The organism is Amycolatopsis eburnea, from assembly GCF_003937945.1.
Taxonomy (GTDB): Bacteria; Actinomycetota; Actinomycetes; order Mycobacteriales; family Pseudonocardiaceae; genus Amycolatopsis; species Amycolatopsis eburnea.
In genome coordinates this window covers 40,272-66,073 of the sequence record NZ_RSEC01000014.1, presented here as the reverse complement: position 1 = coordinate 66,073, position 25,802 = coordinate 40,272, and the positions used below count along the sequence as shown (strand labels likewise).

General features: G+C 72.0%; 27 protein-coding genes. 13 read left to right on the top strand and 14 right to left on the bottom strand.

Going from position 1 to position 25,802, the window contains the following annotated elements; all coding sequences use genetic code 11:
- Nucleotides 1-17: 17 nt before the first annotated feature.
- The 5 genes from EIY87_RS03595 to EIY87_RS03575 all read right to left on the bottom strand — a co-directional run bounded on the left by EIY87_RS03595 (nucleotide 18) and on the right by EIY87_RS03575 (nucleotide 4,331).
- Nucleotides 18-749: a lipoate--protein ligase family protein gene (locus EIY87_RS03595; protein WP_125306202.1), complete on the bottom strand. Its 732-nt coding sequence runs from the start codon at nucleotides 747-749 to the stop codon at nucleotides 18-20.
- Nucleotides 746-2,134 carry an NAD(P)(+) transhydrogenase (Re/Si-specific) subunit beta gene (locus tag EIY87_RS03590; protein WP_125306201.1) on the bottom strand — a complete coding sequence of 463 codons (1,389 nt, stop codon included), beginning with the start codon at nucleotides 2,132-2,134 and terminating at the stop codon, nucleotides 746-748. The genes EIY87_RS03595 and EIY87_RS03590 overlap by 4 nt, the downstream gene beginning before the upstream one ends.
- Complete coding sequence (locus EIY87_RS03585) at nucleotides 2,131-2,436, bottom strand: NAD(P) transhydrogenase subunit alpha (protein WP_043776145.1); 306 nt, start codon at nucleotides 2,434-2,436, stop codon at nucleotides 2,131-2,133. Before EIY87_RS03585 ends, EIY87_RS03590 begins: the two co-directional genes overlap by 4 nt.
- A 5-nt stretch (nucleotides 2,437-2,441) precedes the next feature.
- On the bottom strand, nucleotides 2,442-3,554 hold the full coding sequence (locus tag EIY87_RS03580) for a Re/Si-specific NAD(P)(+) transhydrogenase subunit alpha (RefSeq protein WP_125306200.1): 1,113 nt from the start codon (nucleotides 3,552-3,554) through the stop codon (nucleotides 2,442-2,444).
- Between the two features lie 123 nt (nucleotides 3,555-3,677).
- The gene (locus tag EIY87_RS03575; RefSeq protein ID WP_125306199.1) at nucleotides 3,678-4,331 is read right to left on the bottom strand and encodes a TetR family transcriptional regulator; all 654 of its coding nucleotides are present in this window, start codon (nucleotides 4,329-4,331) and stop codon (nucleotides 3,678-3,680) included.
- Between the two features lie 91 nt (nucleotides 4,332-4,422).
- On the opposite strand from EIY87_RS03575, the gene EIY87_RS03570 reads away from it, so the two are divergent.
- The 6 genes from EIY87_RS03570 (at nucleotide 4,423) to EIY87_RS03545 (ending at nucleotide 9,476) form a co-directional block, all read left to right on the top strand.
- The gene (locus tag EIY87_RS03570; protein WP_125306198.1) at nucleotides 4,423-5,490 is read left to right on the top strand and encodes a ferredoxin reductase; all 1,068 of its coding nucleotides are present in this window, start codon (nucleotides 4,423-4,425) and stop codon (nucleotides 5,488-5,490) included.
- Between the two features lie 11 nt (nucleotides 5,491-5,501).
- Nucleotides 5,502-6,608 (top strand): fatty acid desaturase family protein, encoded by a 1,107-nt coding sequence (locus EIY87_RS03565; protein ID WP_125306197.1) that lies wholly within the window; start codon nucleotides 5,502-5,504, stop codon nucleotides 6,606-6,608.
- A 7-nt stretch (nucleotides 6,609-6,615) separates the two neighbouring features.
- Nucleotides 6,616-6,816, top strand: coding sequence for a hypothetical protein (locus EIY87_RS03560; protein WP_091307018.1), 201 nt, complete (start codon nucleotides 6,616-6,618; stop codon nucleotides 6,814-6,816).
- Between the two features lie 274 nt (nucleotides 6,817-7,090).
- Nucleotides 7,091-8,395: a sensor histidine kinase gene (locus EIY87_RS03555; protein ID WP_125306196.1), complete on the top strand. Its 1,305-nt coding sequence runs from the start codon at nucleotides 7,091-7,093 to the stop codon at nucleotides 8,393-8,395.
- Between the two features lie 9 nt (nucleotides 8,396-8,404).
- Complete coding sequence (locus tag EIY87_RS03550; protein ID WP_125306195.1) at nucleotides 8,405-9,049, top strand: response regulator transcription factor; 645 nt, start codon at nucleotides 8,405-8,407, stop codon at nucleotides 9,047-9,049.
- Between the two features lie 16 nt (nucleotides 9,050-9,065).
- Nucleotides 9,066-9,476 carry a secondary thiamine-phosphate synthase enzyme YjbQ gene (locus tag EIY87_RS03545; protein WP_086859956.1) on the top strand — a complete coding sequence of 137 codons (411 nt, stop codon included), beginning with the start codon at nucleotides 9,066-9,068 and terminating at the stop codon, nucleotides 9,474-9,476.
- Here the strand turns inward: EIY87_RS03545 and EIY87_RS03540 are convergent.
- Nucleotides 9,414-10,406: a YhgE/Pip domain-containing protein gene (locus EIY87_RS03540; protein WP_125306194.1), complete on the bottom strand. Its 993-nt coding sequence runs from the start codon at nucleotides 10,404-10,406 to the stop codon at nucleotides 9,414-9,416. The genes EIY87_RS03545 and EIY87_RS03540 overlap by 63 nt on opposite strands.
- A 101-nt stretch (nucleotides 10,407-10,507) precedes the next feature.
- On the opposite strand from EIY87_RS03540, the gene EIY87_RS03535 reads away from it, so the two are divergent.
- Nucleotides 10,508-11,203 (top strand): HAD family hydrolase, encoded by a 696-nt coding sequence (locus tag EIY87_RS03535; RefSeq protein WP_125306193.1) that lies wholly within the window; start codon nucleotides 10,508-10,510, stop codon nucleotides 11,201-11,203.
- A gap of 110 nt (nucleotides 11,204-11,313) precedes the next feature.
- Nucleotides 11,314-13,437, top strand: a complete 2,124-nt coding sequence (locus EIY87_RS03530) for a bifunctional lysylphosphatidylglycerol flippase/synthetase MprF (protein ID WP_225439678.1) — start codon at nucleotides 11,314-11,316, stop codon at nucleotides 13,435-13,437.
- Here the strand turns inward: EIY87_RS03530 and EIY87_RS03525 are convergent.
- From EIY87_RS03525 to EIY87_RS03515, 3 genes are all read right to left on the bottom strand, one after another.
- Complete coding sequence (locus EIY87_RS03525) at nucleotides 13,415-14,101, bottom strand: hypothetical protein (RefSeq protein WP_125306192.1); 687 nt, start codon at nucleotides 14,099-14,101, stop codon at nucleotides 13,415-13,417. The two genes, EIY87_RS03530 and EIY87_RS03525, sit on opposite strands and share 23 nt — an antisense overlap.
- Nucleotides 14,102-14,164: 63 nt before the next feature.
- Nucleotides 14,165-15,064 (bottom strand): hypothetical protein, encoded by a 900-nt coding sequence (locus EIY87_RS03520; protein ID WP_125306191.1) that lies wholly within the window; start codon nucleotides 15,062-15,064, stop codon nucleotides 14,165-14,167.
- The gene (locus EIY87_RS03515; RefSeq protein ID WP_125306190.1) at nucleotides 15,064-16,812 is read right to left on the bottom strand and encodes a proline--tRNA ligase; all 1,749 of its coding nucleotides are present in this window, start codon (nucleotides 16,810-16,812) and stop codon (nucleotides 15,064-15,066) included. The genes EIY87_RS03520 and EIY87_RS03515 overlap by 1 nt, the downstream gene beginning before the upstream one ends.
- Before the next feature lie 123 nt (nucleotides 16,813-16,935).
- Here EIY87_RS03515 and EIY87_RS03510 point away from each other — a divergent pair, with 123 nt between their 5' ends.
- Together EIY87_RS03510 and EIY87_RS03505 are read left to right on the top strand one after the other, a co-directional pair.
- Entirely contained in the window at nucleotides 16,936-17,289 is a 354-nt protein-coding gene (locus tag EIY87_RS03510) for a VOC family protein (RefSeq protein ID WP_125306189.1), read from the top strand.
- A 26-nt stretch (nucleotides 17,290-17,315) separates the two neighbouring features.
- Nucleotides 17,316-18,218 (top strand): 2-hydroxyacid dehydrogenase, encoded by a 903-nt coding sequence (locus EIY87_RS03505; RefSeq protein ID WP_125306188.1) that lies wholly within the window; start codon nucleotides 17,316-17,318, stop codon nucleotides 18,216-18,218.
- On the opposite strand, the gene EIY87_RS03500 is transcribed toward EIY87_RS03505, so the two are convergent.
- Nucleotides 18,199-19,164: a GNAT family N-acetyltransferase gene (locus tag EIY87_RS03500; RefSeq protein ID WP_125306187.1), complete on the bottom strand. Its 966-nt coding sequence runs from the start codon at nucleotides 19,162-19,164 to the stop codon at nucleotides 18,199-18,201. The two genes, EIY87_RS03505 and EIY87_RS03500, sit on opposite strands and share 20 nt — an antisense overlap.
- A gap of 55 nt (nucleotides 19,165-19,219) precedes the next feature.
- Here EIY87_RS03500 and yaaA point away from each other — a divergent pair, with 55 nt between their 5' ends.
- Nucleotides 19,220-19,966, top strand: coding sequence for a peroxide stress protein YaaA (gene yaaA / locus EIY87_RS03495; RefSeq protein ID WP_125306186.1), 747 nt, complete (start codon nucleotides 19,220-19,222; stop codon nucleotides 19,964-19,966).
- On the opposite strand, the gene EIY87_RS03490 is transcribed toward yaaA, so the two are convergent.
- Nucleotides 19,953-20,414 (bottom strand): GNAT family N-acetyltransferase, encoded by a 462-nt coding sequence (locus EIY87_RS03490; protein WP_125306185.1) that lies wholly within the window; start codon nucleotides 20,412-20,414, stop codon nucleotides 19,953-19,955. The two genes, yaaA and EIY87_RS03490, sit on opposite strands and share 14 nt — an antisense overlap.
- A 47-nt stretch (nucleotides 20,415-20,461) precedes the next feature.
- Nucleotides 20,462-21,532, bottom strand: a complete 1,071-nt coding sequence (locus EIY87_RS03485; protein WP_191983937.1) for an NAD(P)/FAD-dependent oxidoreductase — start codon at nucleotides 21,530-21,532, stop codon at nucleotides 20,462-20,464.
- Between the two features lie 84 nt (nucleotides 21,533-21,616).
- Between EIY87_RS03485 and EIY87_RS03480 the strand changes: the two genes are divergently transcribed.
- A complete protein-coding gene (locus tag EIY87_RS03480; RefSeq protein WP_225439675.1) occupies nucleotides 21,617-22,171 on the top strand; it encodes a suppressor of fused domain protein in 555 nt (184 codons plus the stop codon).
- Here EIY87_RS03480 and EIY87_RS03475 read toward each other — a convergent pair.
- Entirely contained in the window at nucleotides 22,168-23,031 is an 864-nt protein-coding gene (locus EIY87_RS03475; protein WP_125306183.1) for a LysR family transcriptional regulator, read from the bottom strand. The genes EIY87_RS03480 and EIY87_RS03475 overlap by 4 nt on opposite strands.
- An 82-nt stretch (nucleotides 23,032-23,113) precedes the next feature.
- Between EIY87_RS03475 and EIY87_RS03470 the strand changes: the two genes are divergently transcribed.
- Nucleotides 23,114-24,001: an MBL fold metallo-hydrolase gene (locus tag EIY87_RS03470; RefSeq protein WP_125306182.1), complete on the top strand. Its 888-nt coding sequence runs from the start codon at nucleotides 23,114-23,116 to the stop codon at nucleotides 23,999-24,001.
- A 6-nt stretch (nucleotides 24,002-24,007) separates the two neighbouring features.
- On the opposite strand, the gene EIY87_RS03465 is transcribed toward EIY87_RS03470, so the two are convergent.
- Nucleotides 24,008-25,540 carry a phytoene desaturase family protein gene (locus EIY87_RS03465; RefSeq protein ID WP_125306181.1) on the bottom strand — a complete coding sequence of 511 codons (1,533 nt, stop codon included), beginning with the start codon at nucleotides 25,538-25,540 and terminating at the stop codon, nucleotides 24,008-24,010.
- Nucleotides 25,541-25,802: the final 262 nt, after the last annotated feature.

The following is a 25,802-nucleotide window of genomic DNA, read 5'->3' as shown; positions in this document are numbered from 1 at the left end:
TCCACAGTAGACAGAGGTCAGGCGGCGCGCTGGGCGCCGTCCGCGTGCCACGACGGGTAGTGGTAGCGGGTGTGCAGCAACGCCCGCTGCCGGTCCCGTTCGGCCGATGTCGGCGGGCGCGGCACGAACGTCCCGAGGATCTGCGAAGCCGCCGCCCGCACCGCGGCCTCGACCGCCGGGAAGCCGGGCCGGATGCCGTGCTCGGCCAGCGACGCCACCGGGCTGCGGTGGGAATCGAGCGGCCGCGGGTCGGGCGGCGCGCTCGTCAGGTAGCGGCCGACGAGCGCGGCGGAGGTCTCGACCAGCAACGTCGAGTGGGCCAGCAGCCCCGTCTTCGTGCGGAACACCGCGAACCCGCACAGCTTCGCCTCGCCCACGAACAGCCCGCGGTCGCCGATCCGCGGCACCAGGCCGAGGTGGTCGACGGCGGCGCTCATCACCTGGCCGAGCGCTTCCAGGGGCCGGTCGGCCGGGCCGGGCAGCACCAGGGTGACGTTCAGGTTGCCCGGGTCGTGGAACACGGTGCCGCCGCCGCTGGCCCGCCGCAGCACCGGGACGCCGTCGCGCTCGCACTCCTCGACGCGCACCTCGCGCGCGATCCGCTGGCCGCGCCCCACCACGACGCAAACCGGGTTGCGCCAGAGCCACAGCACCGGTGACTCGGGCGCAACCCGGAGGAGCGCTTCGTCGAACGCGAGGTTCTCGGCGGGGTCGGTGAACGCCGCACGCACATCCGACCCGGCTGTCATAACGCCTTGAGTTCCTCCACGATCTCGCCCACCGACGACTTGGCGTCCCCGAAGAGCATGCTGGTCTTCGGATCGTAGAACAGGTCGTTGTCGATGCCCGCGAAGCCGGAGCTCATGCCGCGTTTCAAGACGATCACGGACCGGCTTTCGTTGACCTTGAGGATCGGCATCCCGTAGATCGGCGAGCTCGGGTCGGTCTGCGCGGCCGGGTTCGTGACGTCGTTCGCGCCGATCACGAGCGCGACGTCGGTCTGGGCGAACTCGGAGTTGATCTCGTCCATCTCCTTGAGCTGCTCGTACGGCACGTCGGCCTCGGCGAGCAGCACGTTCATGTGCCCGGGCATCCGGCCGGCGACCGGGTGGATGGCGTAGGCGACCGTGATGCCCTTCGACTCCAGGAGCTTCGCCATCTCGCGGACGGTGTGCTGCGCCTGCGCCACCGCCATGCCGTAGCCGGGCACCACGACGACCTTGCTGGCGTAGGCCATCTGGATCGCGGTGTCGGCCGCGCTGGTCGAGCGCACCGGGCGCTCCTCCTTGGCGCCGCCGCCTGCCGAGACCGCCGGGCCGCCGCCGAAGCCGCCCGCGACGATCGCCGGGATGGACCGGTTCATCGCCTTGGCCATCAGGTTGGTCAGGATCGAACCGGACGCGCCGACGATCATGCCGGCCACGATCAGCGCCGTGTTGTCCAGCGCCAGGCCCATCGCCGCCGCCGAAAGGCCGGTGAAGGCGTTGAGCAGCGAGATGACGACCGGCATGTCCGCCCCGCCGATCGGCAGCACGACGGTGAGGCCGAGGATGCCGGCCGCGACGAGCAGCCCGACGATGAGCAGCCACGAGTCGCCACCGGCGATGATGGCCACCGCGCAGCCGAGCGCGACCAGCAGGAGCAGCGCGTTGACCGGCTGCTGCAGCTTGCCCAGGGTGATCGGGCGGCCGCTGATCAGCTCCTGGAGCTTGCCGAACGCGACGTTCGAGCCCCAGAAGGAGATCGAGCCGATGATCGCGGCGAACAGCGACGCGATCGCGATGTACGCCGGTTCGTGCGCGTAGCCGTCGGTCGAGTTGAACTCCACCCACGCGATGAGCGCGACCGCGCCGCCGCCGACGCCGTTGAACAGCGCCACCATCTGCGGCATCGCGGTCATCTTCACCTTGCGCGCCGACGGGACGCCGACGACCACGCCGATCCCCACGCCGAGGGCGATCAGCACCCAGTTGCCCATCCCGGGCGTGAGCAGGGTGGCGATGACGGCGATGCCCATGCCGACCGCGGCGATCCAGTTGCCGCGCACGGCGGTGCGCGGGCCGGTCAGGCCCATCAGGCCGTAGATGAAGAGGGCGAACGCGATGATGTAGAGGATCGCGATGAAGTCGGTCACTTCGTCTCCTCCTCATCGGCCGGAGCGGGCTTCTTGCCCTTGAACATCGACAGCATCCGGTCGGTGACCAGGAACCCGCCGACGACGTTGATCGTGCCGAAGGCGATCGCGATCACCAGCAGGATCTTGTTGAAGACGCCGTCGACGCCGAGGCCGAGCACGACCAGGCCGCCCAGCAGCACGATGCCGTGGATGGCGTTGGTGCCGGACATCAGCGGCGTGTGCAGCGTGTTGGGCACCTTCGAGATGACGGCGAAGCCGACGAACCCGGCGAGCACGAGCACCGCGAGGTTCTGCACCAGGGGACTCACGACGGGCTCCCTTCGCGCCCGGCCACGCAGGCACCGGCGACGATCTCGTCTTCGAAGTTCAGCTCCAGCGCGCCTTCCTTCGTCACGAGCAGCTCCAGCAGCTCGACGACGTTGCGCGCGTACAGCTCGCTGGCGTGCGAAGGCATTTCGGCGGGCAGGTTCAGCGGGGAGGAGATGGTGACGTCGTGCTCCACGACGTCCTCGCCCGGCTTCGTCAGCTCGCAGTTGCCGCCGGTTTCGCCCGCGAGGTCGACCACGACCGACCCGGCGGGCATGCCCTTGACGGCGTCCGCGGTGACCAGCGTCGGTGCCTTGCGGCCCGGCACCAGCGCGGTGGTGATCACGACGTCGAACTTCGTGATCGCCTCGGTGAGCCGCCGCTGCTGCTCCTCGCGCTCGTCGGCCGTCAGCTCGCGGGCGTACCCGCCTTCGCCGACCGCCTCGATGCCGAGGTCGAGGAACTGCGCGCCGAGCGACTTGACCTGCTCGGCGACCTCGGGCCGGACGTCGTAGCCGGTGGTCTGCGCGCCGAGCCGCTTGGCCGTGGCGAGCGCCTGCAGGCCGGCGACCCCGGCGCCGAGTACGAGTACCTTCGCTGGCGGCACGGTCCCGGCCGCGGTGGTGAGCATCGGGAAGAAGCGCGGCAGCTTCTGCGCCGCGAGCAGCACGGCGCGGTAGCCGCCGATGCTGGCCTGCGACGACAGCGCGTCCATCGCCTGCGCCCGGGAGATCCGCGGGATCGCTTCCATCGCGAACGCGCGCAGGCCCGCTTCTTCGAGCTTCGCCAGTCCGTCGGGATTGCCGCGCGGGTCGAGGAAGCCGACGAGCACGGCACCCCGGCTCAGCTTCGCGACCTCGTCCGGTGTGGGCGGGTTGACCTTCACGACGATCCGCGCGCCCCACGCGTCGCCGAGTTCGGCGCCCGCTTGGGTGTACGCGTCGTCACTCAGGTGGGCCCCGGCCCCGGCACCCGGTTCGACGACCACGCGCAGCCCTCGCTGCGCCAGCCGCCCGACCAGCTTGGGCACCACGGCCACCCGGCGCTCCCCGGGGCGTGACTCGGTCACCACACCCACGGTGAGCTGCTGACTCTGTTCGCTGTCCGTCACACGACCTCCTCATCGGCGAGGCACGATCCGAGGGTTGTACCACGCCGGACCGACAGTCCCCAGTGACGTGAGTCGCAAGTCTCGGGGTTCTGCCGGGAAATACGAACGCCGTGCGGGAAACGTTCAGCGAGTTTTCCAGTGCGGGATGCCGAGCAGGATCAACCGCAGCCGTTTTTCCGCCGTTCCGGTGATTTTCGCGTCCTCACCTGGGCGGGCTTCCAGCAGTTCGACGGTCGTCGTGATCATCACGGAAACGATCAAGTCGGCCAGCATGTGCAGGTCTTCGGTGCTCCACGACCGCAGCGGGGTGAACCGCGCGAGGTCGATCGCGAGATCGCCGGAGAACATGCGCAGTTCGACGGCGATGGCGCGGGCGAGCGGCCCGCCGCCGTAGCGCTCGCGGGTCAGGAACCGGAAATGGTCCTCGTTGGCCCGCACGAATTGGTGCACCGTGGCCACCGAGGCGCTGATCATCCCCTGGTAGGTGTCCGGGTCGGTGCGGGCCGAGCGCATCATGCCGCGCAGCGTGCGCGTCGCTTCTTCGACGAGCGCGACGCCGAGTTCCTCCATCGTGGCGAAGTGCCGGTAGAACGCCGTCGGCACCAGTCCGGCGCCCTTCGCGACCTCGCGCAGGGAAAGCGTGGCGAACGGGCGGTCCGCCAGCAGCTCCAAGGCCGTGTCCAGCAACGCCTGGCGCGTGCGCTGCTTGCGCTCCTGGCGGCTCACCGGTTCTTCGGACACGACCTCCAGCGTACGGATGTCCACCGCGTTGCTCACGTCACATCCTCGCCTCTCCGCGTTGACAGCGGCTCCACTCCTGCAGTGCACTGTTCAGTGTACAGTCGTTCACTGTAACCGAGGAGGACCGATGACGGCGCTCATCCCCCGGCGGGTGCGCGGCCTCGCCTCGCTGGCCGAGGCGCTGCTGACGCCGCACGGGATGGACCGGTACCTCGAGCTCGTCGACCCGATGCTGGTCCGCCGCGAGATCCGCGGGCTGGTCACGGCGGTGCGCAAGCAGACGCCGGACAGCGTCACCCTCACGGTGCGGCCGAGCCGCGCGTGGCCGGGCTTCACCGCGGGCCAGTACGTCCGCCTGCAGGTGGAGATCGACGGCGTCCGGCGCACGCGGTGCTATTCGCCGTGCGGTTCGCAGTACGACGGCGAACTGGAGTTCACGGTCAAGGAGCAGGGCCTGGTGTCCGGCCACCTGAACCGCGCGATCGGCGTCGGCTCGGTGGTCAACCTGTCCACTCCGGACGGTGCGTTCACGCTGCCGGCCGCCCGGCCGGACCGCGTGCTGCTGATCGCGGGCGGCAGCGGCATCACGCCGGTGCTCGCGATGGCCCGCACCCTGGTCGACGAGGGCCACGCCGGCGAGATCGTGTTCGTGCAGTACTCGAACGGGCCGGCCGACGCGCTCTACCGCACCGAACTGGCCGAACTCGCCACGCGGCACCCGGGCCTGCGGGTGGTGCACGCCTACACCCACACGAAGGGCGGCGAACTGCGCGGCTTCTTCACGCCGGAGCACCTCGAGCAGGTCGCGCCGTGGTTCCGCGACGCGGAGACGTTCGTCTGCGGCCCGAAGCCGCTGATGGACGCCGTCCGCGACCAGCTGGGTGAACGCGTGCACACCGAAGAGTTCACGCCGCCGGCGTTGACCTTCGACACGTCCGCCGCGGAAGGGCAGGTGCGCTTCAAGCGCAGCGGGCGGGAGTGCGCCAACTCGGGGAAGCCGTTGCTGGAGCAGGCCGAGGAGGCCGGGCTCTCGCCGGAGCACGGCTGCCGGATGGGCATCTGCTTCTCCTGCACCCAGCTGAAGACCGCCGGGCGCGTCCGCAACGCGCGCACGGGCGAGATCTCCGGCGACGAAGACGAAGAAATCCAGCTCTGCATCTCCGTCCCGGTCGGGGACGTCGAGATCGACGCCTAGAGGAGACAGCCATGACCGGTCTGCAGGACCGCCTGACCCCGGAACAGGTCGAGGAGTTCGGCCGCGAGCTCGACGAGCTGCGCCAGCGGATCGTCGACGACCTCGGCCAGGAGGACGTCGACTACATCCACACCATCATCAAGACCCAGCGCGGCCTGGAGGTGGCCGGGCGCGCGCTGCTGTTCGCCGGGTTCTTCCCGCCCGCGTGGCTCGCCGGCGTCGGCGCGCTGTCGGTGGCCAAGATCCTCGACAACATGGAGATCGGCCACAACGTCATGCACGGCCAGTACGACTGGACGCGCGACCCGGCGCTGAGCTCCCAGCGCTTCGAGTGGGACACGGTGGCGCCCGCGGAGAACTGGCGGCACTCGCACAACTACATCCACCACACGTACACGAACATCGTCGACAAGGACCGCGACGTCGGCTACGGCATCCTGCGGATGGACACCGCCCAGAAGTGGCACCCGTACTACCTGGGCAACCCGGTGTACGCGACGCTGCTGGCGCTGTTCTTCCAGTGGGGCGTGATGCTGCACGACCTGGAGGTCGAGAACGTCGTCAAGGGCACGCGGTCGTGGGCCGACAACGTGCCGGTGCTGCGGCGCATCGCGCGGAAGGCGTCGCGGCAGATCGGCAAGGACTACGTCCTGTTCCCGCTGCTGACCGGCCCGCTGGCGCCGCTGACGTTCCTCGGCAACGCGACGGCGAACCTGACCCGCAACCTGTGGGCGTTCGCGATCATCTTCTGCGGCCACTTCCCGGCGGACGTCGAAAGCTTCACCGAGGAGGAGACGGCTTCGGAGTCGAGGGGCCAGTGGTACCTCCGCCAGATCCTCGGCTCGGCGAACATCTCGGGCGGCCCGCTGTTCCACATCATGAGCGGCAACCTGTCCCACCAGATCGAGCACCACCTGTTCCCGGACATCCCGGCGCGCCGCTACCCGCAGATCGCGGGCGAGGTGCGCGCGATCTGCGAGAAGTACGGGCTGCCGTACCACACGGGGCCGCTGCGCAAGCAGCTCTGGTCGGTCGCGAAGAAGATCGTGAAGCTCGCCCTTCCTTCGTCGCCGTCACCGGTTACCGTGGAACCCGACCGGCAGCTCCGAGCAGCGTGAGGGTGACATGGTGGGCCAGTTCGAGCGAGAGAAGGACACCCTGCAGGTGATCACCGAATCAGCCGCGACGCACGTCGGCAACATAGCTTCGATCATCACCGGCGCGATCCGCGACATCGCCCGCGAGACGGGCGACTGGCTCACGGACGTCATCGAGATGCGCGAAGCGGCACAGCGAGCCCGGGAGGACGACCCGGACACGCCCTGACCCGAGGTTCGTGAAGGCCACCTTGAGGAACGTAGAGTTCCTCAAGGTGGCCTTCACGGCTTTCGCGGCCCGGGATTGTCGGTGGTCACCGGTAGCGTGGAAGACGGGGGGCGCCCCCGCGGGCCGCCTTGGAGACGCCGCAAGCCCACCCGGCGCGACCTTGCCGGGGCCCTGTCGTCTGCCGAGGTGAACGACCCGTTCATGACGTGCGGGCGACGTCCGAACCGGCGCCCCGAGCCCGGGCCACCCCGAGCCCGCCCCGGGGGAAAACCGGATGGGCACCACCGCCCGCCCAGGCGAAACTGAACCCGTGACCAGCCTCGACCCACCTCGCCCCCACCCCCTCCGCCGGGTGTTCGGCCCCGTCCCGGCGCGGGACTTCTGGGCCGAGTACGCCTGGCTGTGGCTCGCCGGCCCGCTCAGCCTGTTCTCCCTCTTCACCTTCCTCGTCGTCGTCTTCGCCGGCCTCTGGCTGACGCCGGTCCTGCTCGGCTTCCTCGTCCTCGCCGGCGCGCTGCTCTACGCCCGCGGCCTCGGCGCCGCCCACCGCGGCCTCGCGAAAGCGCTCCTCGGGGTGAGCGTCCCCGCCCCGCGCCGTCCCGAGCTGAAGCCCGGGCTCTGGAGCTGGGTGAAGGCCCGCGTCGGCGACCCGGCGGGCTGGCGCACGGCCGGCTACCTGCTGCTGCGCCTGCCGCTGACCATCGCGGGCCTGTTCGCCGTCGTCGCCGCGTCGGTCTACGGCGTGGCCGCGACGACGTTCGCCTTCCTCTGGTTCCCGCTCGGCGAACGGGTGCTGCCGGTCTTCGACATCCGCGCCGACCACTGGCCGGGCGCGCTCGCCTGGTCGGCGTCGGGGCTGCTGGTGCTCGTGGTGCTGCCGTGGGTGACGCACGCCTTCACCGCGCTCGACCGGCTGATGGTCGTCGGCCTCCTCGGCGAACGCGTGCTGTCCGAACGGGTCCGCGACCTCGAAGCGAGCCGCGCGACCGCCGTCGAGGACGCCGCCCTGCGGCTGCGGCGCATCGAACGCGACCTCCACGACGGTGCCCAAGCCCAGCTCGTCGCGTTGTCGATGAAGCTCGGCCTGGCCAAGGAGGAACTCGAAGGCGTCGACCTCCCGCAGGTCAAAGAGCTGGTCACGGCCGCGCACACCAACGCGAAGCAGGCGTTGACCGAGCTGCGCGACCTCGCCCGCGGCATCCACCCCGCCGCGCTGGACGCGGGTCTCGACGTCGCGCTCGCCACCCTGGTCGCGACGTCCGGGATCGACGCGCGCGTCACCGCGCACCTGCCGCGCCGGCCGCCGCCGTCGCTGGAGACGATCGTCTACTTCAGCGCCGCCGAGCTGCTCACCAACGCCGCGAAGCACGGCGGGACGACGTCCGTCGAAGTCACGGAGGACCGCGACGTCCTCTGGCTGCGCGTGCGCGACGACGGGGGTGGCGGCGCCCGGATCGTGCCCGGTGGCGGCCTGGCCGGCGTCGCCGAACGGCTGCGGACGGTCGACGGTGAGCTTTCCGTCACGAGCCCGGCGGGTGGCCCGACCGAAGTGATCGCACGGGTGCCGCTGCCCCGCTAGGGTCGCGGCATGCGGATCGTCATCGCGGAGGACTCCACCATCCTGCGCCAAGGCCTCGTCGAGCTGCTGACCTTCCGGGGTCACGAGGTCGTCGCCGCGGTGAAGGACGCCGACGCGCTGCGGACCGCCGTCGAGAGCCACACGCCCGATGTGTCCATTGTGGACATCCGGATGCCGCCGACGCACACCGACGAAGGCCTGCGGGCCGCGATCGCCCTGCGCGGCGAGCTGCCGGGCTGCGCGATCCTGCTGTTCTCCCAGTACGTCGAGACGAAGTACGCGGCGCAGCTGCTGGCCGACCGCGCCGGCGGCGTCGGCTACCTGCTCAAGGACCGGGTCGCGGAGGTGTCGGACTTCCTGGACGCGCTGCGCCGGGTCGCGGACGGCGAAACGGTGCTCGACCCCGAGGTCGTCAGCCAGCTGTTTTCCGCCACACGCCAGACCGACGCGCTCGGCGGCCTCACCCCGCGTGAACGCGAAGTGCTGGGCCTGATGGCCGAAGGCCGGTCGAACTCCGCGATCGCGGCGAAGCTGTTCCTCTCGGCCGGTTCGGTGGAGAAGTACGTGACGTCGATCTTCGGCAAGCTCGGCCTGCCACCGTCCGAAGGGGACAATCGCCGGGTGCTCGCGGTGCTGCGCTACCTCGACTCCTGAGCCTTACGCTGGAGCCATGTACTCCACCGAGATCGAGGTCCGCACCGGCTCCGAAGCCGTCGTCCACGACCTCACCCGCGAAGCCGAAGCCTTCCTGCGCGACGCCGACGCGGCCGACGGGCTGCTGCACGTCTGGGTGCCGCACGCCACCGCCGGGCTGGCGATCCTGGAGACCGGCGCCGGCAGCGACGAAGACCTGCTGACCGCGCTCGACGAGCTCCTCCCCCGCGACGGCCGCTGGCGGCACCGGCACGGGAGCCCGGGTCACGGCCGTGACCACGTGCTCCCGGCACTGGTGCCGCCGTACGCGACGATCCCGGTGCTCGGCGGCGTGCTCGCGCTGGGCACCTGGCAGTCGATCTGCCTAGTGGACACCAACCTCGACAACCCGGTCCGCAAGGTGCGGTTCAGCCTGCTCGCGGGCTGACGGCCACAGCGTCACCACCAGGCCCGCGGCCAGCAGCGCGCCCAGCACCCACAGCCCGGTCGTGACGTCGGGCGCGTCCGGCACGCCCTGCAGCAGGCTGCGCAGGCCTTCGGTCGAGAAGCGGAACGGCGTCCACGACCACAGCAGCGCGCGGTAGGCCGGGTTCAGCAGCTCCGGCACCTGGCCGGCGACCGCGGGCGCGACCAGGTACAGCGGCCCCAGCACGGCCATCGCGCGCAGGCCGAGCAGGCGGAGCAGCCCGGCTTGCACCGCCGCGAACGCCGTCGCCGCGAGGAAGACGAAGCCGAGTACGCCGGCGTCGAGCGGCAGCGCCGAATCCCACAGCGCGAAGAACCCCGCGACGACCGCCGTGAGCAGCACACCGACGCCCACGACCTGCGTGAACCGCGCTCCCGCGCCGGTCCGGCGACCCGTCCGCTTCGCCAGCTGGGTCAGGCCGAGGCCGGCCACCAGCGCGCCGATCCAGGCCAGCGCGGACGCGGCCAGCGGCGCGGTCCGGCCGGCGAGGCTCACCGGGTGCAGCACCTCCTGCTTCGGCGGGCCGGCCAGCGCGGTCGCGGCGCCGGTGAGCGCCTGCTGCGCGACCTGCGTGCCGGCCGGGTTGACCGCGCCGGACGTCACGACCGTCGCGACCGGACCGAGTTCGAGCACGCCGTAGACCTTCTTGTCCGCCAGGAGCTGCCGCGCTTCAGCCGGCGTCGCGACGGTCCAGGCGAGCTGGCCCCCGCCGTGCGCGGCGATGCGCTGGGCGATCTCGGGCGGCCCGGCGACGGCGACCGGGACGCCGTCCGGCGCGACGGTGGCCTGCGCACCGAAGGTGAGGAACCCGAGCACCACGGCCACCAGCGCGCCGGCCACGGCGGCGACCAGGGCGAGCGCCCCGGCGGGGCGCCGGACAGGACCGGTCATGACTACCTCCAAATATTCTTCGCTTGTTGAATTCAACGCTAAGGCCTCGCCACCCTGGAAGTCAACACGCGTTGAATAGTGCCGCCGGTAACCTCGATCTCGTGACGAAGAAGCGGCTGGTGCTCTGGGACATCGACCACACCCTCGTGGACTTCACCGAACTGGGCTCGGCCTGGTACGCGACGGCGTTCACCGCCGCGACCGGGGCCACCCTGCGCGTCAACCCGGTGTTCGGGGGCCGCACGGAGCTCGCCACGACGACCGACCTGCTCACCGCGAACGGCTTCGAGGCCGCGCAGGAGACGATCGAAGCGCTGTTCAAGGCCCTGGTGGCGGAGTCCGAACGCGCGGCGCACCGCTTCCCGGCGGAGGCCCGCGTGCTGCCGGGCGCGGCCGAGGCGCTGACCGCGTTCGCCGGGCACGACGGCGTCGTCCAGACGCTGGTCACCGGCAACCTGCCGGAGATCTCCCGGCACAAGCTCGCCGCGTTCGGCCTCGAGGAGCACCTCGACCTGGAGATCGGCGGCTACGGCACCCTTTCGGTGCACCGCCCGGACCTGGTGCCGCACGCCGTGGGTCTGGCCACGGCCAAGCACGGCACCGGGTTCGAGCCCGGCGAGGTCGTCGTCATCGGCGACACCCCGAACGACGTCAAGGCCGCGCTGGACAACGGCGCGGTCTCCGTCGCCGTCGCGACCGGCCACTTCTCCGCCGAGGAACTGGCCGCGGCGGGCGCGCACACCGTCCTGCCGGACCTGGCCGACACCGACGCCGTCCGCGAGGCCGTGTTCGGCTGATCTCCTCCTGAGGAAGGGGGAACCCTCAGCCGAAAGAACGATTTCCCCTAGGGGAAATCTCGTTCCCTTGCCCGATGCCGCCGGGCGACGCGGCTCGCCAGACTCTTCCCATGACTCAAACAGGGGCGGCGGGCAAGCTCGCCGGAGGGGGACGCGTCCGGGGCACGGTCGCGGTGCTCAGAGCGCGATTGCCGTTCACCAGCACCGTCACGGCGGCGATGCTCGTGCTCGCCGTCGCGACCGGCGCGCTCTGGAACGCGGCCGAAGACCGCGCGGCCTACCCGTTCATCGCCTACGGACTGCCGTCGCTGGAGGCCGGCCGGTGGTGGACCATGCTCACCGGGCCGTTCTTCGCCGTCATCCCCTGGTACTACTTGCCGATGGTCGGCAGCTTCGCGCTCTTCGCCGGCTTCGCCGAATGGCAGCTGGGAACGCGGCGCGCGATGGCCGTGACCATCGGCGGGCAGATCGCGTCCGTCCTCGTCGCCACCCAGTTCCTCGCGCTGTGCCGCAACTCCGGCTGGCTGTGGGCCGAGCGGGTCGCGGGCAGCCTCGACGTCGGGTTCTCCGGCGGCGCGCTCGCCGCGGTCGCGGTCGCCAGCGCGACGCTGCGGCCGCCGTGGGCGCTGCGGCTTCGGGCCGGGCTGTGCGTGTACGCCGGCGTCGCGATCGTCTACGTCGGCACGCTGGCCGACCTCGTGCACTTCTTCGCGCTGCTGCTGGCGATCCCGCTCGGCAAGCGGCTCGTCGGCGGCCGGCGCGCGGACGGGTCTTCCGGCCCGAACCTGCGCGAGTGGCGGCTGCTGACCGTCGCCGGCCTGCTGCTGCTCACCGTCGCCGAGATCGTGATGTTCCTGGTGCCCGGCGACGGCCCGTTCGGCTCGGCCGAAGGCGTTTCGCTGTCGGCGCCGGAGCTGGCGATCCTCGTGGTGCTCGTGCTGCCGATGCTCAACGGGCTGCGCCGCGGCGGGCGCGTCGCGTGGCGCTGGGCGGTCGCGTTGTCGGCTTTCGTTACGCTGCAAGGGCTCGCCGTCGCCACGCTCGTCGGGCTGGCCGACGTCTTCGGCGGGGACTACGACACCGAGGGCCTGCCGCTGTTCTTCGTCGACAATCTCTTGTGGACGGCCGAGCTCGGCGTCCTGATCGCCGCGCGCCACGCGTTCCGGGTGCCTTCTCGACGTCGGCTGCGGCGCCACGCGCAGGGCCCGGGGCCGGCGCTGGCCCGCTCGCTCCTGGGGCGCCACGGCGGCAGCACCCTGTCGTGGATGACGACCTGGCCGCGCAACACCTACTTCGTCCGCGAAGACGGCCGGTCCTACCTCGCCTACCGGCGGCACGCGGGGGTCGCGGTCGCGCTCGGCGACCCGATCGCGCCGGACGGCACCGCGGCGGCGACGGTCACCGAATTCACCACGATGTGCGAGAACTCCGGCCTGGTGCCGTGTGTGTTCTCGGCGACGGAGGCCACCGTCGCGGCGACGCGCGAGCTGGGCTGGCAGCACGTCCAGGTCGCCGAGGACAACGTGCTGGACCTCGACGGCCTCGAGTTCCGCGGCAAGGCGTGGCAGGACGTCCGGTCCGCGCTGAACAAGGCCGCCAAGCAGCAGATCGACTTCCGGCTGGTCCGCTTGGCCGACCAGCCGGAACCCATCCTCGCCCAGGTCCGGGCCCTCTCGGAGGAGTGGATCGCGGACAAGGGCATGCCGGAGATGGGGTTCACCCTCGGCGGGCTCGACGAGGCGATGGACCCGGCCACCCGGGTCGGCCTCGCGGTCGACGCGGAGGGCACGGTCCACGGCGTGACGTCGTGGCTGCCGGTCCACACCGGAGCGGGCAAGATCGGCGGCTGGACGCTCGACGTCATGCGCCGCAGCGCGCACGGCTTCCGCCCGGTGATGGAGTTCCTCATCGCGTCCGCCTGCCTGGCGTTCCGCGACGAAGGCGCGCGATTCGTCTCGCTGTCGGGGGCACCACTGGCCCGCACCGGCTCCGGCCCGGCGCGTCCGGTCGACCGGGTGCTGGAGTCGCTGGGCCGCGTGATGGAGCCGTACTACGGTTTCCGTTCGCTGCACGCGTTCAAGGCGAAGTTCCAGCCGCGGCACGTCCCGCTGTACCTGGCGTTCCGCGACGAGGCCGATCTGCCTCGAATCGGGCTGGCGCTGAGCCGGGCGTACCTGCCGGACGTCCGGTTGCGGGAACTGGCGAAGCTGGTCAGTAGCTCTCGGGCACGCTGATCCGCTGGGGGAAGCGGATCTTTCGGCGGCTGACGACGTTCTGGTCCTTTTCGATCAGCCTGCCGTCGGTCAGCCGGAGCCAGTGGCCGTTCCGCGAATCGGTGAAGGCGAGCATCACCCCCGGCGTCAGGTCCGGGCGCTGCCACTCTTCGCGGATCGGCATCCGCCACTTCCCGGGCGGCAGGATGGCGTAGAGGTACTCGTCGTCTTCGATCACCGGCCCGCGGTGCAGCGTGGATCCGGTCATCGGCAGCTGCCGCACCAGGTCGAACGAGACGACGACGTGGTTGACCGCCTCGGCGTTCGCGTTCGAGACGACCATGTACCCGGCGGCGTCCGAGCCGGCCTCGGCGCGCTCGATCCACGCGGTGACCTTCGCGGCTTGCTCCTGCCGCTCGCGCAGATCCCGTTCCCGCCGGTCCTCGCGCGCGATCCGCCCGTCACGGATGGCGATCCACAACGCCACGACGACGGCGGCGATCGTGCCGATGCCCCCGACCCACTGCCCGGAAGCGCCCCACCAGTCCGCGTCCCGCGGCCGCACGAGCCAGCTCGCCACCTTCGCCAGCAGTGGCCCGAAGAGAAGCAGCACCCCGGCGACCCCCAGCACCGCGAACGCGCCGATCCTGATCCGCGCGAGCCGTCTGTCCGCATCCCCGCTCATGCGGGCAGCCTGCCGAATTCCGGCGCCCGGCGGTAGGTGATTCGACGAGATCCCGGTGTGCGGCTAGCGGTAGGTGGTCGGCGGCGGCGTGGTCGTGCCGCGGTCGGCCGCCGGGACGAACCGGTAGCTGCGAACGATCCCCACCAGGTCGTCGCGCACCGAGGGACCGCCCCGGTCGCGGTCCGCGTACGCCACCACGACCCCGGCCGTCCCGGCGTCGCCGCCGAACGCCATCGCCGCCACCAGCGCGCGCTTGGCCGCGCACTCCCCCGTTTCCGCGGGGACGACTTCCGCGACCACGATCCGCGACGGCGCTTTCGTCCCGTCGGCCTTCGTGAGCTGCGCGTCGGTACCGGCATCGGCGGTCACCGCGGCGAGCGGGCCGTTGTCCGGGCTGAACGCGCTCACGCCGAGGTCGGTCACCGCCTTGCGCGCCGCCGCGTCGAGATCGGCCAGCGGTTCGGTCGTGACGCCCGCACCGCCGAGGTTGCTGTCGCCGCAGAAGTCCTCACCCAGGAACGCGCTCGTGATCAGGCGGATGCCCGGGACCGCGCCGGTCTTGTCCCAGCCGTGCAGCGTGCCGGGCTGGGGCACCCAGTTCGGCGGGACGTCGTAGGCGTACGAGCCATCGCGGCCCGCGACGGACTGCCACCCCGCGACCACCGCCGGGACCGCGGCCCGCGGCGACGGCGTCACCACCACCGGCGACCGCGGCGTCGGCGCCGAGGACGCGTCCCGCGGCTTGCCGACCCCTAGCGCGTTCAGCACCCCGGCGACCAGCGCGATGAAGACCAGGCCGAACCACGGCGCGCGCCGCCACTTGAGCGGCTTCGCGGCGGCGCGGATCCGCTTCGGCCGCGCACGCGGGAGGTCCGGCGCGTCCGCGGGTTCGTAACCGCCGAACCCGCGGAGCGCCGCGTTGTCCTCGTACCCCGGCGTCGGGTCGTCCGGGCGCCGGGCCATCAGGACCGGACGAGCTTGACCAGGTGCTCGGCGACGGCGTCGACCGCGATCTCTTCGCGCTCGCCGGAGCGCCGGTCCTTGACCTCGACGACGCCGTTGGCCAGGCCGCGCCCGACCACCAGGATGGTCGGCACGCCGACCAGCTCGGCGTCGGCGAACTTGACGCCCGGGGTCGCCTTGCGATCGTCGAGGATGACCTCGAGGCCCGCCGCGTCCAGCTCGGCGGCGATCTTCTCGGCGCCGGCCGCGATCGCCTCGTCCTTGCCCGCGATGACGATGTGCACGTCGAACGGCGAGACCTCGCGCGGCCAGATCAGGCCCAGGTCGTCGTGGTTCTGCTCGGCGAGCACGCCGACCAGCCGCGAGACGCCGACGCCGTACGAACCCATCGTGATCCGGATCGGCTTCGAGTCGGGGCCGAGCGCGTCGAGCTCGAACGCGTCCGCGTACTTGCGGCCGAGCTGGAAGATGTGCCCGATCTCGATGCCGCGCGCGGCGACCAGGGTGCCCTGGCCGTCCGGCGACGCGTCGCCCTCGCGGACCTCGGCGGCCTCGATCGTGCCGTCCGGGGTGAAGTCGCGGCCGGCCAGCAGGTCGACGACGTGGTGGTCGACCTTGTCGGCGCCGGTGACCCAGGCGGTGCCGGGGACGATCCGGGGGTCGGCGAGGTAGCGCACGCCGTTGTCCTGCAGCGCCTTCGGGCCGATGTAGCCTTTGACCAGGAACGGGTTCTTCGCGAAGTCGGCCTCTTCGAGCAGCGCCACCTCGGCGGGCTCCAGCGACGCTTCGAGGCGCTTCATGTCCACTTCGCGGTCACCAGGGACCGCCACGCAGACCAGCTCCCACTCCTTCGCGCCCGGCTGCCGCGTCTTGAGCATGACGTTCTTCAGCGTGTCCGCCGCGGTGAACGTGCGGCCCAGGTCCGCGTTGTTCAGGAAGTTGACCAGCGTCTCGATGGTCGGCGTGTTCGGCGTGTGGTGCACCTGCGCCTCGGGACGGCCCTCGATCGGCTGCGCGGGCGGCGCGGGCGTGACGACGGCTTCGACGTTCGCCGCGTACCCCGACTCGGTGCTGCGGACGTAGGTGTCCTCGCCCGTCTCGGCGACCGCGAGGAACTCCTCGGACGCCGAGCCGCCCATCGCGCCCGACGTCGCCTTCACGACGACGTACTCGAGGCCGAGCCGGTCGAACAGCTTCGTGTAGGCCTCGCGGTGGGCCTGGTAGGAGCGCTCCAGGCCCTCGTCGTCGAGGTCGAAGGAGTACGAGTCCTTCATGACGAACTCGCGGCCGCGCAGGATGCCGGCGCGGGGACGCGCTTCGTCGCGGTACTTGGTCTGGATCTGGTACAGCGTGACCGGGTAGTCGCGGTACGAGCTGTACTCGCCCTTCACGGTCAGCGTGAAGAGCTCTTCGTGCGTCGGGCCGAGCAGGTAGTCGGCGCCCTTGCGGTCCTTGAGGCGGAAGAGGCTGTCGCCGTACTCGGTCCAGCGGCCGGTGGCCTCGTAGGGCTCCTTCGGCAGCAGCGCGGGGAACTGGATCTCCTGCGCGCCGATCTTGTTCATCTCGTCGCGCACGACGTTCTCGATGCGGCGCAGCACGCGCAGGCCCAGCGGCAGCCAGGAGTACCCGCCCGGGGCGACCCGGCGGACGTAGCCGGCGCGTACCAGGAGCCGGTGGCTCGGTACCTCGGCGTCCGCCGGATCCTCGCGCAACGTGCGAAGGAACAACGACGAAGTCCTGGTGATCACTGCGGGGCTCCCTGCGCCGGGCGGGTGTGAAAGTCCCGCTCAGGGTAGTCAATCCCCCGGCCGTGACTCCAACGGGTTACTCGGCGGCCCGTTTTTGTCGGGGGTCGCCGCTAGCTTCGGCGCATGGCGATCCACATGGGCATGATCACGATCGACTGCGCGGACCCGCGCGGTCTTGCGGAGTTCTGGACGGCGGCGCTGGAGACGACGGTGGCGCAGGACTACGAGGGCGAGTTCCTCATCCTCGCGCCCACCGACGGCGGCCTCCCGCTGGCGCTGCAACGGGTACCGGAGCCGAGAGCGGGCAAGAACCGGGTGCACGTCGACTTCGGCGGTGACGAGCGCGAGGTCGAGGTGAAACGCCTGGTCGGGCTGGGTGCGAAGGAGGTCGCGGAGCACCGGGTGCCGGGCCTGGCCTGGACGGTGCTGGCCGATCCGGAGGGCAACGAGTTCTGCGTTTCGGGAGGTGAGCACTGAGCGGGGGCGCCGGGTAGAAAGGCGGCATGAGCGCTCGCGTACTGCTGCCCTGGACCGACATCGAGGTGCCGGAGGGAGTCGAAGCCGCGTACTACGACGGTGGCGAGGCCGTGCCGGACGGCCTTGGCGAGGTCGAGTTCTACGTGCTGCCCTACGACCGCGGGCCGGAGCCGCCGAAGCTGATCAAGGAGCTGCCCGCGCTGCGGGTGGTGCAGTCGCTGTCGGCGGGCGTCGAGGCGGTGGTGCCGCTGCTGCCGGCGGGCGTCCGGCTGGCGAACGGGCGCGGGCTGCACGACCTGAGCGTGGCCGAGCACGCCCTCGCCCTGATCCACGCGGCCCAGCGGGACCTGCCGCGCTGGTTCGCGCAGCAGGCGCGGGGCGAGTGGGTGCGCGAGCACACGCGGTCGCTCGCCGACAGCCGCGTGCTCCTGGTCGGCCACGGCTCGATCGGGCAGGCGATCGAGCGCCAGCTCGTCGCGGCGGAGGCGGCGGTGACGAAGGTGGCGAGCCGCCCGCGTCCGGCGGAAGGCGTCCACGGCGTCGCCGAGCTGCCCGAGCTGCTGCCCGCCGCCGACATCGTGGTGCTGATCCTGCCGGACACGCCAGCCACCCGCGGCCTGCTCGGCCGCGCGGAGCTGGCCGCGCTCCCGGACGACGCCCTCGTGGTGAACGTCGGTCGCGGCACGGCGATCGACACCGCCGCGCTGCTGGCGGAGACCCGCACCGGGCGGCTGCGCGCGGGCCTCGACGTGACCGACCCGGAACCCCTGCCCGCCGACCATCCACTGTGGACGTCCCCGGGCGTGGTGATCACCCCGCACATCGCGGGCGGCTCGGCGTCGTTCTACCCGCGCGCGAAGAAGCTGGCGGCCGAGCAGCTGAGGCGGTACGTGCGGGGCGAGGAGCTGCTCAACCTCGTGGATCACTGAGCACGTAGACGTGCCACTCGTCGGCGACGCGGTACCCGCACCGCTCGTAGACGCCGAGCGCCCGGTGCGCGTTGTCGACGTCGACGTTGAGCGCCGACCGGTCGAACCCCGCGGCCTTCGCGGCCCGGAGCGTGTGGCCCAGCAGCCCGGACGCGACCCCGCGCCCGCGCAGGACCTCGCGCGTTCCGACCCAGGTGGCGTGGAGCTCGCGGACGCCCGTCGCCGCGGCTTCGGCCGCGTAGAAGTGGCACAGCACGAACGCCAGGACCTTGTCCCCGTCGAGGATGAGGAACGACAGGTCCGGCCGGAAGTCCTTCGAGCCGGTGACCAGGTGCCGCCACGCCGCCGGCTCGTAGATCGTGCTGCCCCAGTGGTCCGCGAAGGTGTCGTTGCGGGCATCGAGGACGGCGCCGTCGTACTCGAACCCGAACGGCACCGCCTCGAAGCCATCCGGCAGCGGCGGCTGCGGCGGCAGGTCCGCCAAGCCGACGCGCATGGTCACCATGGTCCGGCCGTGCCGGTAACCCGCTCCGGCGAGGACCCCGGCGATCCACCGCTCGTTCTCGTGGAGGCCGTAGTGCAGTTCCAGCGGCGCGCCCGGGAAGGTGCGCTCGTGGACTTCGCGGCTCGTCCGCGAGAACCACTCCGCCAGGTGACCGCCCACGACGTCGTCGCGGTGGTCCGGGTGCACGATCGACTGGAGCCGGATCATGTGCACGGGGTCGGCGGCGTCGCGGCGGCGGATCAGGCCGTACCCGACGAGCCGGTCGCCGTCCCAGGCGCCGGTCGTGGCGCGGGGCAGGTCGATGCTGGGACCTTCCAGCTCCTCGCGGAGGTCTTCCTCGCTGAAGTGCTCACCCGTCCGGTCGACTTCCTCGGCGGCCGTGTATAGGCGGGTCAGGGCCGGTACGTCGGCGAGCGTCAACGGGCGCCAGGTCAGGTCCATGCCGGGAGGCTAGGCCGGACGGCGGCGCCCGCGCACCCCGATTTACGCTCGGCACGTGCTGGTGCTCCTCCCCCCTTCCGAGACCAAGGCCGACGGCGGCCGCGGCGGCCCGCTCGACCTGAGCGCGCTGTCGTTCCCCGAGCTGAACCCGGCCCGCGCGAAGCTCGCCGACGCGCTGGTCGAACTGGCCGCCGACGTCCCGGCCAGCCTGGCGGCCCTGGGCCTGACCGAGCGCCAGTCCGGGGAGGTCGCGCGCAACGCCGAGCTCTGGATGTCCCCGACGATGCCGGCCCTGCGCCGCTACACGGGCGTCCTCTACGACGCCCTCGACGTGAAGAGCTTCACGAAGGCGGGCCTGGAGAAAGCCCACCGCCGCCTGGCGGTGACGTCCTCGCTGTTCGGCGTGGTCTCGGCGACCGACCCGATCCCGGCCTACCGCCTTTCGGGCGGCAACTCCCTGCCGGCGCTGGGAACCGTCCGCGGCCTGTGGAAACCGGTCCTCGAACCGGTGCTGCAGGCGGTCGAAGGTCTGGTCGTGGACCTGCGCTCGGGCACGTACTCGGCCTTCGCCAAGCTCCGCCCGGACGCGGTGACGGTCCGCGTGGTCACCGAAAACGCCCGCGGCGAACGCGTGACGGTCAGCCACTTCAACAAGGCGTACAAGGGCCGGCTGGCCCACGTGCTGGCCGCCACCCGCGCCGAACCGTCCACTGTGGAGCAGCTGGTGAAGGTGATCACGAAGGCGGGCCTGGTGGTCGAGCGCACCGGCGACCACGCGCTGGAACTGGTCACCGAAGGCTGACGGCCCGCTCGAACAAGGCGCCGGAACCCCCGGCTCCATCGGCGATCCGCACCAGCCGGAAGCCCTGCCGCCGGTAGTAGGCGTGCAGGCGGGCGTTGCTCTTCCACGCGTCGAGCCGCAGCCACCGCTTGCCCCGCCGCGCGGCCTCCGCCGCGGCCTCGTCGAGCAACCACGCGCCGACGCCGAGCCCGGCGAACGCGCGGTCGACCGCGAGGTGGCTGAGGTAAAGCGCGGCGGAACGGTCGTCCGCCGGCCGCCAGCAGGGCGCAGCTTCCTCGCCGAGGGTCATGGTCGCGACCGGCACGCGCGGCGGGTCCGCCGTCTCCGCCACCCGGAGCGCGCCGGTCGCGAGACCCGGCCGCAGCTCGTCGGCGCGCCACGGCGATCCCGCCCACTGGTCGAGCCCCTGGGAGCCGAGCCACGAGACCGCGCCGTCGAGGATCGCCACCAGCGCGGTGAGGTCCGCCTCCGTGGCCGGGCGGAGGCGGTGGCCGTTCAGAAGCGGTCCGGGGCGAACGGGGCCAGGTCGAAGCCCGGGTCCTCCCCCACCGCCAGTGCCGCGACGAGCTTGCCCGCGAACGGCGCGTTCGTCAGGCCGCCCGCGCCGAAGCCCGTCGACACCGCCAGCCCGGGCCGGAGCAGGCCGAGGATCGGCAGGCCGTCCGGTGTGCCCGGGCGGAAGCCGACCCGGGTCTCCGCCAGCGTCGCGTCCGCGAGGCCGGGCGCGACCGCCAGCGCGTTGTCCAGGACCTCGCGCTGCCCGGCGGCCGTGACGCGGTAGTCGAAGCCGGCGTCCGCCTCGCGGGTCGCGCCCGCGACGACCCGGCCGCCGCCGAACGCGAGGAGGTAGTGGCTGGTCCGCGGCAGGACCACGGGCCACGCTGCGGTGTCCGTGCCCGGCAGGTCGAAGTGGCTGATCTGGCCGCGGTGCGGCGTCACCGGCAGGTCGATGCCCAGCGGCGCGAGCAGGTCACGGCTCCACGCGCCGGCCGCGACCACGACGCTGTCCGCCTCCAGCTGTCCCCCTTCGCCCGCGACGGTGCCGTCGGCCCGGAACGCGACCTCCCCTTCGACGAACTTCGCGCCCAGGCGCTCGGCGTCACGCAAGAGCGCCCGGCGCAGCTCGTGCCCGTCGACGCGCCCGGCGCCGGCCAAGTGCACCGCACCCAGCCCCGGCGCCAGCGCCGGGAAGAGCTCACGTGCCTGCGCCGGGTCGAGCCGGCGGACCTCGCCGATCTCCGGAGCGCCCGCCGCGCGCTGGTCCAGCCGATCCTGTGCCTCGGCCAGCTCGGCCTCGTCGGCCGACACGATCATCCCGCCGACCACCTCGAACGACGAGCCCTCGAGCTCCGCCGTGAATTCGCGGTAGTAGCGGCCGGCGGCCGAAGCGAGCGGGTACAGCGCGTCTTCCCACTTCGACGTCCACGGGCTGACGATCCCGGCGCCGGCCTCGGTCGCCGTCCCCGGCCGCGCCGCGTCCGCCACGACCACTTCCACGCCGCGGCGTGCGAGGTGCCAAGCCGTCGCCGCGCCGCCGATTCCGCTTCCGATCACGAGCACTCGCATGGTTTCCACCCTGCCCGAACGTGCCGCGCCCGGGCCAGCGGGATTGTTCCGCGCCACTGCCCGGTCGGTCGTATGCTGCGCGCCATGCCGAGCCGTGCCGAGCGGTATGTCGCCCATCTCGACACCCTGACCGGGACCAGCGAACCCCGCCTGCAGCCGATCCCGTCGACCCACGACGGGCTCGACGACGTCATCTCGTTCGTCTACGCCGACGAACCGGAACCGCGCTACATGACGGGCGCGACCTACGGGCTTTCGCTGGCCGAGCACCCGGACTGGCACGGCATGAGACCGGAGCTGTGGATCAGCGTCCGGTCCGACGACCCCACGTGGGCGCTGGCGATCGGCTACCTCGCCGAGCAGCTGCGGGGCACCTGCCCGTTCGTCTACGGCGACACGATCGACTTCGGGCAGCCGATCGCCGAGGAGTCCGCGATGACGGCCTTCGCGGTTTCGGCACCCGCGGGGCTGGACGCGCACCAGTACACGCTGATCGACGTCGGCGGCGCGCCGATCAGCATCGCCGGCTGCTTCCCGGTGCACGACACCGAGCGGAAGTTCATCCGCGAGCACGGCATCGACGCGTTCTGGCAGCTGGACTGGGACCTCTACGACGTACGCCGCGCTCCAGTGGTCTAGACCTCATCGCGGGTGCGGTACGCGGCCATCGCGATGTGGGCGAACGAGCGGACCAAGGGGTTCGCGTTCCCCTGCTGCCACGCCATGACCACCGGGCTCGGCGGCATCGCGGGCAGCGGCACCACGACCAGGTCTCCAGGTGGCTGGTGGCCGAGCGGCATCAAGCCGACCGTGCCGTTCCAGAGGACCGCCTGCAGGCACTCCTGGACCGCGCGCACCACCGGGCCCTCCCGGGGTTCGCCGCCGTGCCAATAGGACTGCCAGCGCGGGTCGGTGCCGTCCGGGAAGCGGAACCAGCGGCGGCCGGCCAGGTCGGCGAGGTCGAGGTGGTCGCGGGCGGCCAGGGGGTCGTCGGCGCGCAGGACCGCGCCCACCGGGTCGGTGCGCAGTTCGTGCACCGACAGGCCGGTTTCGTCGAACGGCCCGCGCGTCAGCGCCACGTCGACCAAGCCCGTGCGCAGGCCGCAGGTGGGGTCGGTCAGGTCGGCGTCGCGGACGCGGACCTCGACGTCCGGGTGGCGCCGCCGGTAGGTGTCGGCGAGCCGGACCGCGTGCGGGTCGGTGCTGTCGCCCAGGATGCCGACGGTGAGCACCGCTTCACCCGCCGCCGCGGCCACGCGCACGCGGGCGCGGTCGGCCTGGTCGAGCAGGGACCGGGCTTCCGCAAGCAGGGCCGCTCCGGCCGGGGTGAGCGTGACGCCCGTGGCGGAGCGCAGCAACAGCACGGCACCGACGTCGCTCTCCAGCTGCTTGATCGCCCGGCTCAGCGGCGGCTGGCTCATGTGCAGCCGCGCGGCCGCCCGCCCGAAGTGGAGTTCTTCGGCGACGGCCACGAAGTACCGCAGCGTGCGCAGCTCCATGACCGGCGACGATAGCCATCCGGTATCGGCGCCACCGAACCGGTCTTGGACGTCCGCCGCCGGCCGGCGGTGGAATCGGGGCATGACCGAACTGACCGATCCCGCCGTGCGCGTCGACGGCGCCGAGGAGATCGCCCCGGACCTGCTGGTGATTCCCAACCACCGGGTCGAGCTGGTGCCCAACATCGGCGTCGTCGGCGGCTCGGAGGCCGTCCTCGTGATCGACACGGGCATCGGCACCGCCAACGCCGAGCAGGTGCTCGCCTTCGCGACCGAAGTGGCGAAGGGCCGTCGCCTGTACCTGACCACGACCCACTTCCACCCCGAGCACGCCTTCGGCGCGCAGGTGTTCGCCGGCGAGGCCACCTACCTGGTCAACCGCGCCCAGGCCGACGACCTCACCACCAAGGGTCCGGGCTACCTGGAGATGTTCCGGGGCCTGGGCGAGGTGATCGCCCGCCGCCTCGAGGGTGTCCGGTTGCCCCTTCCCGACCACGTCTACGACGACGGCTACGACCTCGACCTGGGCGGCCGGACCGTGCGGCTGCGCCCCACCGGCCGTGGCCACACCCGGGGTGACCAAGTCGTCGAGGTGCCGGACGCCGGTGTCCTGTTCACCGGCGACCTGGCCGAGACCGGGCAGTTCGCGATCTTCCCGTGGTTCCCGCCGCACGACACCGATGTCTCGGGCGTCGGTTGGCTCGCCGTCCTCGACCGGCTGGCCGCCGCCGGGCACCGCGTGGTGGTTCCCGGGCACGGAGAGGTCGGCGGCGGTGCCGTACTCACCGACGTCCGTGCCTACCTGCGGGAACTGCGGGACGAGACCTGGCAGCGGCGGGACTCGGCGATGGGCGTGGACGAGGTCGTCGCCGAGGTCCGCTCGCTGCTCGTCGAACGGCACCCGGACTGGGCCGGCCGCGAGTGGATCGAGCCAGGCGTCGCGTGTCTGTGCACCGAACACGACGCCTGACCCGGGTCACCGGGCGCCGAGCACCGCCATGGCCGCGTTGTGGCCGGGGATGCCGCTCACACCACCTCCTCTCGCGGCTCCCGCGCCGCACAACAGGACGCGTTCGTGCGGTGTTTCCACGCCCCAGCGGCCGGCCTGGGCCGGATCCTCGGCGAACGGCCAGGAAAGGTCCCGGTGGAAGATGTGCCCCGCCGGCAAGCCCAGCTCGGCTTCCAGGTCCAACGGGGTTTTGGCTTCCACACAGGGTTTTCCCGCGGGCGTGGACAGCAGGCAGTCCTCGATCGGCTCGGCCAGCACGCTGTTCAGGGAAGCCAGCGTCGCGCGCAACGCCGCTTCCCGCGCCTCTTCGTTGCGCCCCTCGAAGAGCCGCGCGGGCATGTGCAGGCCGAACAGGGTGAGGGTGTGCGCCCCGGCCGCGCGTTCGGCCGGGCCGAGGATCGACGGATCCGTCAACGAATGGCAATAGATCTCGCACGGCGGCAGCGTGGGGATCCGGCCCGCTTCCGCCTCGCGATACGCCGCCTCCAACTGGGTGAAGGTCTCGTTGACGTGGAAGGTGCCACCGAACGCCTCGGCCGGGTCGACGTCCGGGTCACGCAGCCTCGGCAGCCGCGAGAGCACCATGTTCACCTTCAGCTGCGCGCCTTCCGGCCGGCTCGGCGGCTCCTCGCCCAGCAGCCTCGCCAGCGTGGACGGCGCGACATTGGCGAGGACGTGCCCTCCGGCGACGACGTGCTCGGCGTCGTCACGCCGGTAACGCACCTCGCCCCCGGGATCCACCGAGAGCACCTCCGCGCCGGTCACCAGGCGCGCGCCCGCGGCGGCCGCGGCCGTCGCGAGCGCGCCGGTGACCGCGCCCATGCCGCCGACCGGGACGTCCCAGTCGCCGGTGCCGTTGCCGATCACGTGGTAGAGCAGGCACCGGTTCTGCCGCAGGTCCTCGCCGTCCGCCGGGGCGAACGTGCCGATCAGCGCGTCGGTGAGCACCACGCCGCGCACCGTGTCGTCGCCGAACCACGACGTGAGCGCTTCGCCGATCGGCCGTTCGAACAGCAAGGACCACGCCCGGTCGTCACCGATCCGGTCGCGGAAGTCCACTTCGGACAGCAGTGGTTCGGTGAGCGTCCCGAACGCGCGCCCGGCGACGCGCTCGGTCAGCTCGTAGAACCGCTGCCAGGCCGCGAAGTCCGAAGTGGACCCGGTGACGGCCCGGAACGACGACGCGGTCCGGCCGTCGTCGCCCGTGTCGACAAGAAGACCGGAACCGCCCGACGGGGTGTACGACGACATCCGGCGCCGTCGCAGCTCCACGTCGAGGCCGAGATCGGCCACGATCTTCTTCGGCAGCAGGCTGACGAGGTACGAGTAGCGCGAAAGCCGGACGTCCACGCCCTCGAACGCGCGGAACGAGACGGCGGCGCCACCGGTCTCTTCCCGTCGTTCGAGCACGAGCACCGACCGGCCCGCCCGCGCCAGGTACGCGGCCGCGACCAGGCCGTTGTGCCCGCCGCCGACGATCACCACGTCGTACGCGTCCATCCACTCCTCCTCGGGTCTGCCTGCCGGTTCATCGTGGCCACGACGGCGAGCGAAATTCAAGGAAACGTCACGAACGGACCGTTCGCGCTATTCGGTTGCGCGGCCCGTGACCGGTCCGGCAAGCTGAACGGGTCCGGCAGGGAGCCGGTGTACGTGAGAGCGGGGAGGTGCCTGTCGTGATGGATGTCCGGGCCTTTTCGCGCCCTTGCCCACCTGCCCCACGGAGCTGACCACGCGCCCGGTGGGGCATCCCTGATCGAGG